The sequence below is a fragment of the Kosakonia oryzendophytica genome (genome assembly GCF_900094925.1).
GTDB classification, from domain to species: Bacteria; Pseudomonadota; Gammaproteobacteria; order Enterobacterales; family Enterobacteriaceae; genus Kosakonia; species Kosakonia oryzendophytica.
On record NZ_FMAY01000002.1, the window covers coordinates 559304 to 571435 of the forward strand.

The following is a 12132-nucleotide window of genomic DNA, read 5'->3' on the forward strand; positions in this document are numbered from 1 at the left end:
ACCGGGCTTGCATTCTCTTTATTTGGCGTCATCCGGCAGTGCATAGGCGACGATATAGTCGCCCATTTTGGTGCCGAACGATCCGTGACCACCAGCGGAAATGACCACATACTGTTTGCCATTGACTTCATAGGTCATCGGCGTGGCCTGACCGCCCGCTGGCAATCGACCTTGCCACAGTTTCTCTCCGTTGCTCATATTGTAAGCGCGCAGGTAATTATCAGCAGTTGCCGCGATAAACAGCACATTACCCGCTGTGGAGATCGGGCCGCCAAGCATCGGCATCCCCATATTGAACGGTACCGGAACCGGCATCGGGAACGGCATGCTGTCCTGCGGCGTACCAATACGTTTTTTCCACACCACCTGATTGGTTTTCAAATCGAGAGCAGAAATGTAACCCCATGCTGGTTGTTTACACGGCAGACCGAACGGTGACAGGAACGGGTTCAGCGTGACGCCATACGGTACACCGTACTGCGGCTGGATGCCTGACTCAGACCCGGTGCCTTTCGCGTCTTTCGGCGGTTCCATCGGGTTACCCGGACCGCGCGGGATCAGTTTCGACACAAACGGTAGTGCCATCGGGTTGGCAATGGCGACCTGGCGATGCGGATCAACAGAGATGCCGCCCCATTCGAACATCCCCAGGTTACCCGGGAACACCAGCGTGCCCTGTTCCGACGGTGGGGTGAAAATGCCTTCATAGCGCATCTGGTGGAACATGACGCGGCACACCAGTTGATCGAACATGGTGGCACCCCACATGTCCGCCCCGCTGAGATCTTTCTTCGGACGGAAGCTCAGATCGGAGAACGGCTGGGTAGGGGTGACGTAATCACCTTTGGCAGCCCCTTGCGGTACCGGTTTTTCCGGCGCGGGCACGACCAGTTCGCCATTACGACGATCCAGTACGAAAATGTTGCCGGTTTTCGCCGGAGCATAAATCACCGGAACCGTTTTGCCGTTGACGCTGATATCCGCCAGCGTTGGCTGCGACGGCATATCCATGTCCCACAAATCGTGGTGAACGGTCTGGTAGCTCCAGGCCAGTTTGCCGGTGGTCGCGTTCAGCGCGACGATTGAGCTGGCGTAACGCTCCTGCTCGGGTGTGCGTTTACCGCCCCAGATATCCGGCGTGGTGACGCCCATCGGTAGATAGACCAAATCCAGCTTCGCATCATAGGCGGCAGGTGCCCAGGAGTTCGGCGAGTTGACGGTATAATGGTGTTCATCGGCGGGGATCGCATTTGGATCTTTCGCACCCGGATCGAAGGCCCACAGCAGTTTACCGGTATTGATATCGAAACCGCGGATGACCCCTGAAGGCTCCCGGGTGGAGAAGTTATCCGTTACAGCACCGGCAATGATAATCACCTTATCGGTGACGATTGGCGGCGAGGTGGGCTCGTACATGCCCGGCGTGGTCACCGGCATATTGGTTTGCAGGTTGAGAATGCCTTTATTGGCAAAGGAGTCACACGGCTTACCGTTATCCGCGTTGATAGCGAACAGACGACCATCATTCACTGGCAGGATAATACGGCGCGGGCAATCCGCCACCACATCCGGGCTGGCATTGTCAGCGGTCGCTTCATGATAAGAAACGCCACGGCAGGTGACATGCTGGAAGCTCGGATTGGTATTCAGTTGCGGATCAAAGTGCCATTTCTCTTTACCCGTGGCGGCATCAAGGGCGAACAGACGCTGGTGCGCCGTACACAGGAACAAGGAATCGCCGACTTTAATGGGCGTCACTTCGTTGGTAATTTCACCGGGATCGTTTGGCAGTTTCAGATCGCCGGTGCGAAACACCCACGCTTCTTTCAGATTATGCACGTTATCGGCGTTGATCTGTTTCAACGGCGAGTAACGCTGCCCTTCTTGATTACGGCCGTAAGCGGGCCAGTCACTGTCAGCAACTGTAGAGATGGCCTGTGCAGGCGTACTTTCTGCGCTCAGCGTGCCGTGGATCTCTTGCGGATCGTTAAAACCGGCCCACGTCAGAATGCCGCCACTGACCAGCAGCGTCACCACCAGCGCAGCGACCGCGCCACGGGCGGGGACAACTAATCGCCGCCAGACAAAGGGCAAGATTAGCCAGATGCCGAAGAAGACCAGGATGTCACTACGCGGTGTGAGCGCCCAGAAATCGAAACCGACTTCCCACACGCCCCATATCATGGTGATCAGCAACAGGGCGGCATACACCCCTAATGCAGCACGCTGACCTTTCCATAACAGCCAGGTCACCGCCAGCATTACCAGGCCTGCGATAGGGTAGTACCAGGAGCCGCCAATGGCGACCAGCCAGGCTCCGCCGATGAACAGATACAGCCCGCAAAAGGCTGCGAACAGTGCCGTCAGCGTCACCAGACGCCGCGGCTGTTGCGTTTTTGTTTCTGCCATAAAAAGACACTCGTCTGTTTGTTAATATTTTGATAGCAATTCATTATAGGAGTTAACAAGTGTGATCGTCATCACAAAATGAGCTTTGTCGCGGAATGGCACCTAATAATCTTTTTGCTGGTATACTGCGCATCTTGCGTTTCAATTACCGGCGCTCTCAACCGGTGTTGAATGATTTACGATTTAAATCATATGGTTAGTTAAAATGAAACACACTGTTGAAGTGATGATCCCGGAAGCGGAGATCAAAGCGCGTATCGTTGAGCTGGGTCGTCAAATCACTGAACGTTACAAAGATAGCGGCAGCGAAATGGTACTGGTGGGGCTGCTGCGTGGATCGTTTATGTTTATGGCTGATCTGTGCCGTGAAGTGCAGGTTTCTCACGAAGTCGATTTTATGACCGCCTCCAGCTACGGCAGCGGCATGTCCACCACCCGCGATGTGAAAATCCTTAAAGATCTGGACGAAGACATTCGCGGCAAAGACGTGCTGATCGTCGAAGACATTATCGATTCGGGTAATACGCTGTCGAAAGTGCGTGAAATCCTCAGCCTGCGCGAGCCGAAATCGCTGGCGATTTGCACCTTGCTGGATAAACCTTCCCGCCGTGAAGTGGACGTACCCGTTGAGTTTGTCGGCTTTTCCATTCCGGATGAGTTTGTGGTGGGTTACGGCATTGATTATGCACAGCGCTATCGCCATCTGCCTTATGTTGGCAAAGTGGTCATGCTGGAAGAATAAAAAAATCGGGGCCGACGGCCCCGATTGTTATTTGTGATTGCTGTGTTTCTGACTGAGGTTAGACACACCCTGACGGTAACGCTGTTCCAGCGTTTCGCGGTTAGTCGCGGTGACATCCAGATCGCGCAGCAGGCCATCATGAATACCGTAGGCCCAGCCGTGAATGGTCACTTTCTGTCCACGTTTCCATGCGGACTGCATGATCGTCGAGTGACCCAGGTTATACACCTGTTCCATGACGTTCAGTTCGCACAGCGTATCGAGACGACGCTCCGGCGGCATTTCGCCAAGCAGCGAGCTATGTTTAAACCAGATATCGCGAATATGCAGCAGCCAGTTGTTGATAAGACCCAGTTCCGGATTTTCAACCGCGGCCTGGACACCGCCGCAGCCATAGTGGCCGCAAATGATGATGTGTTCAACTTCCAGCACATCCACGGCGTACTGAACCACGGAGAGGCAGTTCAAATCCGTGTGGATCACCAAGTTGGCAACATTTCGGTGAACAAACAGTTCGCCAGGTTCGAGGCCGGTAAGGCGTTCGGCAGGAACGCGGGAGTCAGAGCATCCAATCCATAGAAAGCGCGGCTTCTGTGCTTGCGCCAGTGTTTCGAAAAATCCGGGATCTTCTTCAACCAGCATTTTTGACCATAGTGCATTATTGCTGATGAGTGTATCTATGTCTTTCATGGAAGTTAACAACCTGTAACCAGATAAGTGCGTTGCGCTAATATAGGTTAACTCCAACTCTTTTTAAACCACACATCGAGTGTGAGAAAACAGGTAAGTGATAATTCATGACCATTGCACTGGAGCTTGAGCAGCTTAAAAAAACCTATCCGGGCGGCGTTCAGGCGCTGCGCGGCATTGATTTGAAAGTAGAAGCAGGCGATTTCTATGCACTTCTTGGGCCGAATGGCGCAGGAAAATCCACCACCATTGGGATTATCAGTTCGTTGGTGAATAAAACGTCCGGGCGCGTCAGTGTCTTTGGTTACGATCTGGACAAAGACATTGTTAACGCCAAGCGCCAACTGGGGCTGGTGCCGCAGGAATTTAACTTTAACCCGTTCGAAACCGTCCAGCAGATTGTGGTGAACCAGGCTGGTTACTACGGCGTGGATCGTAAAGAGGCGTTAGTTCGCAGCGAAAAATACCTGAATCAACTCGATCTGTGGGAAAAACGTAACGAACGTGCACGAATGCTTTCCGGCGGCATGAAACGTCGTTTGATGATTGCCCGTGCGCTGATGCACGAGCCGAAACTGCTGATCCTCGACGAGCCAACTGCAGGCGTGGATATTGAATTACGCCGCTCAATGTGGGGCTTTCTGAAGGATCTGAACGATAAAGGCACCACCATTATTCTGACCACCCACTATCTGGAAGAAGCCGAAATGCTGTGCCGCAATATTGGCATTATTCAGCGCGGCGACCTGATTGAAAACACCTCAATGAAAGCGCTGCTCTCTAAGCTGAAGTCAGAGACCTTTATTCTCGATTTAGCGCCGAAAAGCCCGTTACCGAAGCTGGAAGGGTACCAATACCGGCTGGTGGATACGTCCACGCTGGAAGTGGAAGTTCTGCGTGAGCAGGGGATAAATAGCGTGTTCAGCCAACTGAGCGCGCAGGGTGTGCAGGTATTGAGTATGCGTAATAAAGCCAACCGTCTCGAAGAGCTGTTCGTCACGCTGGTGCATGAGAAAAAAGGAGAAAGCGCATGATGCAGCTTTTTTGGGTGGCGCTGAAGAGTATCTGGCACAAAGAGATCCAGCGTTTTATGCGCATCTGGGTGCAAACGCTGGTGCCGCCGGTGATCACCATGACGCTCTATTTTATTATTTTCGGCAATCTGATTGGTTCGCGCATCGGGGAAATGCACGGTTTTACCTATATGCAATTTATCGTGCCGGGGTTGATCATGATGGCGGTGATCACCAACGCTTACGCCAATGTGGCCTCGTCTTTCTTTAGCGCGAAATTCCAGCGCAATATAGAAGAGTTGCTGGTTGCTCCGGTGCCGACGCATGTCATTATCGCCGGTTATGTCGGCGGCGGCGTGGCGCGCGGGCTGTGCGTGGGGGTACTGGTGACCGCCGTATCGCTGTTTTTCGTGCCATTTCAGGTGCATTCATGGCTGTTCGTCGCCCTGACGCTGCTGCTTACTGCAGTGCTGTTTTCACTCGCCGGTTTATTGAACGCAGTTTTTGCCAAAACGTTTGATGATATCAGCCTGATCCCGACATTTGTGCTGACGCCGCTGACCTATCTTGGCGGGGTGTTCTATTCATTGACGCTGCTGCCGCCGTTCTGGCAGGCGCTGTCTCATCTGAACCCGATTGTCTATATGATAAGTGGGTTCCGCTTTGGCTTCCTTGGCATTACCGATGTACCGCTGGTAACCACGGTCGGTGTACTGGTGGTATTTATCGTCGCCTTTTATCTGCTCTGCTGGTATTTGATCCAGCGCGGGCGGGGGCTGCGCAGCTAAAGTCGGATCTGGCTCTCTTCTCCGGGGGAGAGCCAATCCCCAGGATTAGCGTATTTTTTGTACTAAAAAGAGCCGTTGGTATTGGTTTCTGCTTTGTTACACTGGGCTCACTTTCTCAGACCGGTTCGTCTCATGTCTCGTTTGATTACCATTCTGTTGCTGCTGATAACCTGTAGCGCTTCTGCCAGTATTGTGAGTGAACAACGTGTTCCTGCTCGCTATATGCAAACCACCGAAGATGCGGATATCTGGGCGCAAGTTGGCGACAAAGTGGTTACCGTCGGCAATATTCGCGCCGGGCAAATCATCGCCGTCGTCCCGGGGGCGGAAGATTACTATGCGTTTCGCTTCGGCTTCGGCAGCGGGTTTATCGACAAAGGGCATTTGGGGCTGGTTTCCGGCAATCAGCGCGTGGAAGATAGCCTTGGCGATCTGAACAAGCCGCTCAGTAACCAGAATCTTATTACCTGGCAGGACACACCGCTCTATAACGCACCGGATGTGACCAGTGAGCCGTTTGGCACGCTGGCGGAAAATCTGCGTTACCCGATTATTGATAAGCTCAAAGATCGTCTGAACCAGACCTGGTTCCAGATCCGCATTGGCAACCGACTGGCGTGGGTGAGTAGCCTGGATGCCCAGGAAGACAATGGCATTCCCGTGCTGACGTACCACCATATTCTGCGTGATGAAGAGAATACCCGTTTTCGCCATACCTCGACCACCACATCGGTGCGTGCGTTTACGAACCAGATGACCTGGCTGCGCGATCAGGGCTATACCACCTTGTCCATGTATCAACTGGAAGGCTATGTCCGTAACCGTATGAATTTGCCGGCGCGTTCGGTGGTGATCACCTTTGATGATGGGCTGAAGTCCGTCAGTCGTTATGCCTGGCCTATCCTGCGTGCATATAATTTCAAAGCTACGGCGTTTATTATCTCGTCGCGCATCAAGCTGAAACCACAGCCATGGGATCCGAAAACGCTGCAGTTTATGAGCGTGTCAGAACTATACGATATCAGCGATGTGTTTGATGTGCAGTCGCATACCCATTTTCTGCACCGGGTCGACGATGCCATGCATCCGATTCTACTGAGCCGCAACTATCACAATCTTCTGTTTGATTTTAAACGTTCGCGTCGCGCGCTGGCGCAGTTCAACCCGCACGTGCTTTACCTGGCGTACCCGTTTGGCGTGTATGACGATAAAGCGGTAAAGGCGGCGAATGATGCCGGTTTCCATCTGGCGGTCACCACGGTACGTGGAAAGGTAAAACCTGGGGATAATCCGTTCTTGCTGAAACGACTGTATGTGCTAAGAACGGATTCGCTGGAAGCGATGTCGCGGCTGATCAGTAATCAGCCGCAGGGGTAGGGCATCAGGCAACCTGAACCGGCACGGCTTTGGCCGTGCGTTTCATCTCATTGTCGCCATCGAAATAAGCCACTTTTGGCTGCCAGCTACGGGCAACCTCATCCGGTACGGTGACGTAGCTGGCGATGATCAGGATATCGCCGACATCTGCGCAGTGCGCTGCCGCACCGTTAACCGAAATAATTTTTGAGCCGCGCTCACCGGCAATCGCATAGGTGGAAAAACGTTTCCCGTTGGTCACGTTGTAAATATCAATGGCTTCGTATTCCAGAATACCAGCCGCCTCAAGGAAATCCTGGTCAATGGCGCAGGAACCTTCGTAATGCAGGTCGGCCTGTGTCACTTTGACGCGGTGGAGCTTGCCTTGCAGCATTGTGCGAATCATAAGTTAAACCCTACTGATAAGTAACCTGAAAGAGGGGGCGGCTCCATGCGTATCCCCCCGTACGGCGTGCCACGTCTGCATGAGCAGAGGCGGCGTATTGCCCATTTTTTTACCCCGCCTGATGGGCGAGTTCAACCACTTTATTGTCGATAAGCCGCGCCTGACCAAGCCATGCCGCCATCAACACCACTGCCCGCTGGCTGCTGTCGGATAACGCCAACAATGTGTCTGCATCGCGGATCTGGATATCATCGGCGCGTAAACCGGCGTCATTGACCTCCTGCTCAGCAATCGCAATCAGCTCTTCGCAGTTACGCTCGCCTGCCTGCAGTTTATCAGCGAGCACGTTCATTACTTTGCTGAGCGCCGGAGCGATTTTGCGCTGATCGGCGGTGAGGTAACCATTACGTGAGCTCAGTGCCAGGCCATCTTTTGCCCGCACGGTGGGCACGCCGACAATCTCAATGTCGTAGCCCATATCCGCCACCATTTTGCGAATAAGCTGTAACTGCTGGTAATCCTTCTCGCCAAAACAGGCGATGTCCGGCTGCACCATGTTAAACAGCTTACTAACGATGGTGGATACACCCCGGAAATGACCCGGACGGCTTGCGCCTTCCAGCATGGTGGAGATGCCGGGTACGTCGACATAGGTCTGGGTATCGGTGCCTTGTGGGTAAATTTCCGCAGGGGCAGGGGCAAAGACGATATCCGCTTTGCGTTTGTTCAGCTTTTCACAATCTTCCTGCAGGGTGCGCGGGTAACGCGCCAAATCATCCGGCCGATCAAACTGCATCGGGTTAACGAAAATGCTCACTACCACCACATCGGCGCGGGCTTTGGCTTCATCAACCAGTTTCATATGCCCATCATGCAGGTTGCCCATGGTGGGCACCAGCGCAATGCGTTTACCTTCCAGGCGTAGTCGGCGGATATGCTGACGTAGCAGCGGGAGGGTTTCAATAATCAACACAACAGGACTCCTTAATGGAAACTGTGTTCTTCGCCCGGATAGACGCCGGACTCAACTTCAGCAACATACTGCCTAACGGCGGCGCGCATGTCGCCTGCTTCATTCAGGAAATTTTTAGCGAATTTAGGAATGTGGCCGCCGGTAATGCCGAAGGCATCGTGCATGACCAGAATCTGACCATCAGTGACGTTGCCTGCACCAATACCAATCACCGGGATATGCAACGCATCGGTAATACGCTGCGCCAGCTCAACCGGTACGCATTCCAGCACCAGCAACTGCGCGCCTGCGGCTTCCAGCGCCAGCGCATCATCAAACAGTCCCTGTGCGGCATCACCGCGCCCCTGGACTTTATAGCCGCCGAAAATATTCACCGATTGCGGGGTTAACCCCAGATGCCCGCACACCGGCACGGCACGTTCTGTGAGCATTTTGACGGTAGGCGCAAGCCAGGCGCCGCCTTCGATTTTGACCATATTGGCGCCGGCGCGCATCACCACAGCAGCGTTCTCAAACGCCTGCTCCGGCGTGGCATATGCCATAAATGGCAGATCGGCAAGCAGCAGGCAAGCCGGTGCGCCACGGCGTACGGCCTGCGTATGGTAGGCGATATCCGCCACTGTTACCGGCAGGGTGGAGTCATGACCTTGTACCGTCATCCCAAGCGAGTCGCCCACCAGCATCACGTTAATCCCCTCTTCGGCAAACAGTTTCGCGAAGCTATAGTCGTAAGCAGTGATGGTTGCGAAGCGTTTCTTTTCCTGCTTGCACTTGTGCAGCCAGGAGATGGTGGTCGGTTTCATAGCGTTTCCTGATAGTCCAAAACGAATCTTGGCGCATTCTAACAGCAACACTCAGGTGGGCAATGATTTTAGACAACCCGTGGGATGCGGGTGGGCAGAAAGGAAATATTACCAGGCGTCAGGTTTCGGAGCGTTAAGTTGCGCCAGTACTGACCGCAGGGTGACGCCATCCGGGAATACGCACTCTGGCGCGATTTCAAACAGCGGCCACAGCATAAAGCCGCGGTTTTTCATGTCGTAATGAGGGACAGTCAGACGGGGGGTATTCAGCGTTAATTCACCGAACAGCATAATGTCCAGGTCAAGCGTACGTGGTCCCCAGCGCTCTGCTTTGCGCACGCGGCCCTGCTGCAACTCAATACGCTGGGTATGATCGAGCAGCGCTTCGGGCATGAGTTCGGTTTCCAGCGCCACGGCGGCGTTGAGATAGTCCGGCTGATCCTGCGGGCCGAGTGGGGGAGTGCGGTAGAGTGAGGAGACCGCCACTATCCGGCTTTGCGGGATCTCCCCAATGGCCGTTATGGCGGCATTAACCTGGTCGAGCGGTGATGCCAGATTGCTCCCCAGCGCAATATACGCGACTGTCACGCACTGCCCTCACGACGCGGCGCGCGTTTGCGTGGGCGACGATGACGACGGCGTTCAGCCGGTTCATCACCCAGATTATCCAGCATATCTTTTTGTGCGGGCGGCGCAGAAACCTGGAATTCACCCCACCATTTGACCAGTCGTTGCAGCTCACCGTTGTTTTCGGCATCGGCGCGCAGCGCCATCAGGTCATAGGCAGCGCGGAATTTGGGATGTTCCATCAGTTTCCAGGCGCGTTTCCCCTGACGACGGGACATACGCAACTGCAACTGCCAGATATCGCGAATCAGCGTAGTGATGCGCTTCGGAATAGCCAACGAACGACAGGCTTCGTCCAGCACATCATTCATCGCCAGCGCAAAAGCGTCGTAATAGGCTAGCCCGCCTTCTTGTGCGATGCGCTGGGCATTCTCCAGTAACGGATACCAGAACATGGCAGCAAACAGAAACGCCGGGTTAACGCGCATATCATTGCGGATGCGGTTATCCGTGTTCTTCAGCACCTGTTCGATAATATGCTCCATCGGGCTATCGCCGTTTTCGGTGAAATAGCGCGTGATGGTCGGGAACAGCGGCTGGAACAGACCGTATTCGCGCAGCAACCGGCAGGTTTCGTAGCCGTAGCCTGCCTGCAATAGTTTGAGTGACTCCTCAAACAGGCGCGCTGGCGGTACATCGTTGATCAGGGTAGCGAGACGCGGAATGGGTTCGGCGGTTTCTTCGCTGATACGCATGTTCAGCTTGGCGGCGAAACGTACAGCGCGCAGCATGCGTACCGGATCTTCGCGGTAACGCGTCTCCGGGTTGCCAATCAGTCGGATCACGCCGTCTTCCAGGTCGCGCATACCGCCCACATAATCGCGAACGGTAAAATCGGCTACGCTGTAATAGAGGCTGTTAATGGTGAAGTCACGGCGCTGGGCATCTTCTTCAATGGAACCGAAGATATTGTCGCGCAGCAGCATACCGTTTTGCCCACGCTGAGAGGTGGTGCGATCGGTTTGTTGATCGTCATGGTGCCCGCGAAAGGTGGCGACTTCGATGATTTCCGGCCCGAACATCACATGTGCGAGACGGAAACGGCGACCAACCAGGCGGCAGTTGCGGAACAGTTTACGTACCTGGTCCGGGGTGGCACTGGTGGTGACGTCAAAATCTTTTGGTTTTTTGCCCAGCAATAAGTCGCGCACGCCGCCGCCTACCAGGTAAGCGTCGTAGCCCGCTTTATTCAGACGATAGAGCACCTTGAGCGCGTTTTCACTGATATCTTTGCGGGAAATAGCGTGCTGCTCACGCGGAATAACCGTCATCTGTGGTTGGGCCATAGCCTCAACGACCATGCTCTCTTCGCGGCTCAGCACCTTGCGGCAAAAATTAGCGACTCGGGTAAAAATAGTACACCTCGGTAAGTGTCAAACGTCAGGACAAAAAAATAGCGGCTAATCATAGCTCAGCGCGAGGCATTTGAGAATGCTGTATTCGCACACGCTGCTCCCGGAACGCGGGAAAGCGCCCAGTTCGCCACTGCCCTTTTCAGCAATGCCTCAATGCTGAGATCCTGCCATTCTTGTGTTACATCCTGGTTCAGGAATTGTAAAGCCATGATTATTATGGGGCGCGGATCGCCGCCAGGCAAGGCAGGCGCATGGTTCTGCTTGGAGAGCTTATTTCCCTGCTCATTCAGCGCCAGCGGCAAATGAATGTACTCTGGTGTCGGCCAGCCGAAGTGTTGATAGAGAGAGATTTGTCGCACTGTGGGTTCGATCAAATCCGCACCTCGCACAATCTCGGTAACCCCCTGAAAATGGTCATCCACCACCACCGCCAGGTTGTAAGCAAACAGCCCATCACGACGATGAATAATAAAATCTTCCCGCGCCAGTTTTTCATCGGCAATGATATGACCGCGCAGTTTGTCATCAAAGGCCAGCACCGGATGCTGTTGCATCAGGCGTACAGCCGCGTTTTCCGGGCCGTTATGGCGGGTACGGCAATAGCCATCATAAGTGCCGCCTACACTTTGAATCCGCGCGCGCGAGCAGGTGCAGTAATAGCTTAATCCTTCACGTTGCAACGTGGCGAGCGCATCGCGGTAAGCTTCATGACGTTGTGATTGCCAGAGCACATCGCCGTCCCACTGCAGGCCATAATGTTCAAGCTGACGCAGGATGGTGTTTGCCGCACCGGGAATTTCACGGGGAGGGTCAATATCTTCGATGCGTACAAGCCAAAGGCCTTGGCTGGCACGGGCTTGCAGGTAGCTGCCAAGCGCAGCAATCAGCGAACCAAAATGCAGTTCACCAGAGGGAGATGGCGCAAAGCGCCCAATATAGTGTGATTCAGGTTCAGGCATATCAACAGGCA

At 54.1% G+C, this 12132-nt stretch carries 12 protein-coding genes; 4 read left to right on the plus strand and 8 right to left on the minus strand.

The genetic code is table 11. From position 1 onward, the window contains the following. Nucleotides 1-18: 18 nt before the first annotated feature. The gene (locus tag GA0061071_RS05790; protein WP_088237399.1) at nt 19-2409 is read right to left on the minus strand and encodes a glucose/quinate/shikimate family membrane-bound PQQ-dependent dehydrogenase; all 2391 of its coding nucleotides are present in this window, start codon (nt 2407-2409) and stop codon (nt 19-21) included. A 205-nt stretch (nt 2410-2614) separates the two neighbouring features. On the opposite strand from GA0061071_RS05790, the gene hpt reads away from it, so the two are divergent. Beyond that, nucleotides 2615-3151, plus strand: a complete 537-nt coding sequence (gene hpt, locus GA0061071_RS05795; protein ID WP_061497633.1) for a hypoxanthine phosphoribosyltransferase — start codon at nt 2615-2617, stop codon at nt 3149-3151. A 27-nt stretch (nt 3152-3178) separates the two neighbouring features. On the opposite strand, the gene can is transcribed toward hpt, so the two are convergent. Beyond that, nucleotides 3179-3841, minus strand: a complete 663-nt coding sequence (can, locus tag GA0061071_RS05800; RefSeq protein ID WP_061497631.1) for a carbonate dehydratase — start codon at nt 3839-3841, stop codon at nt 3179-3181. A 107-nt stretch (nt 3842-3948) separates the two neighbouring features. Between can and GA0061071_RS05805 the strand changes: the two genes are divergently transcribed. The 3 genes from GA0061071_RS05805 to GA0061071_RS05815 all read left to right on the plus strand — a co-directional run bounded on the left by GA0061071_RS05805 (nt 3949) and on the right by GA0061071_RS05815 (nt 7019). Beyond that, nucleotides 3949-4875 carry an ABC transporter ATP-binding protein gene (locus GA0061071_RS05805; RefSeq protein WP_061497629.1) on the plus strand — a complete coding sequence of 309 codons (927 nt, stop codon included), beginning with the start codon at nt 3949-3951 and terminating at the stop codon, nt 4873-4875. Then, nucleotides 4872-5642, plus strand: coding sequence for an ABC transporter permease (locus tag GA0061071_RS05810; RefSeq protein ID WP_061497627.1), 771 nt, complete (start codon nt 4872-4874; stop codon nt 5640-5642). Before GA0061071_RS05805 ends, GA0061071_RS05810 begins: the two co-directional genes overlap by 4 nt. A 132-nt stretch (nt 5643-5774) precedes the next feature. After that, nucleotides 5775-7019, plus strand: a complete 1245-nt coding sequence (locus tag GA0061071_RS05815) for a polysaccharide deacetylase family protein (protein WP_061497625.1) — start codon at nt 5775-5777, stop codon at nt 7017-7019. Nucleotides 7020-7023: 4 nt separating this feature from the next. Here the strand turns inward: GA0061071_RS05815 and panD are convergent, their stop codons facing one another. From panD to gluQRS, 6 genes are all read right to left on the minus strand, one after another. After that, entirely contained in the window at nt 7024-7404 is a 381-nt protein-coding gene (gene panD, locus GA0061071_RS05820) for an aspartate 1-decarboxylase (protein ID WP_061497624.1), read from the minus strand. Between the two features lie 109 nt (nt 7405-7513). Continuing rightward, nucleotides 7514-8377 carry a pantoate--beta-alanine ligase gene (gene panC, locus GA0061071_RS05825; RefSeq protein WP_061497622.1) on the minus strand — a complete coding sequence of 288 codons (864 nt, stop codon included), beginning with the start codon at nt 8375-8377 and terminating at the stop codon, nt 7514-7516. Nucleotides 8378-8388: 11 nt separating this feature from the next. Then, nucleotides 8389-9180, minus strand: coding sequence for a 3-methyl-2-oxobutanoate hydroxymethyltransferase (panB, locus tag GA0061071_RS05830; RefSeq protein WP_088237400.1), 792 nt, complete (start codon nt 9178-9180; stop codon nt 8389-8391). A 108-nt stretch (nt 9181-9288) separates the two neighbouring features. Then, a complete protein-coding gene (gene folK, locus GA0061071_RS05835) occupies nt 9289-9768 on the minus strand; it encodes a 2-amino-4-hydroxy-6-hydroxymethyldihydropteridine diphosphokinase (RefSeq protein ID WP_088237401.1) in 480 nt (159 codons plus the stop codon). Then, nucleotides 9765-11162 carry a polynucleotide adenylyltransferase PcnB gene (gene pcnB, locus GA0061071_RS05840; protein ID WP_071890601.1) on the minus strand — a complete coding sequence of 466 codons (1398 nt, stop codon included), beginning with the start codon at nt 11160-11162 and terminating at the stop codon, nt 9765-9767. The genes folK and pcnB overlap by 4 nt, the downstream gene beginning before the upstream one ends. A gap of 56 nt (nt 11163-11218) precedes the next feature. Next, nucleotides 11219-12121, minus strand: coding sequence for a tRNA glutamyl-Q(34) synthetase GluQRS (gluQRS, locus tag GA0061071_RS05845; protein ID WP_061497612.1), 903 nt, complete (start codon nt 12119-12121; stop codon nt 11219-11221). Between the last annotated feature and the right edge of the window lie 11 nt (nt 12122-12132).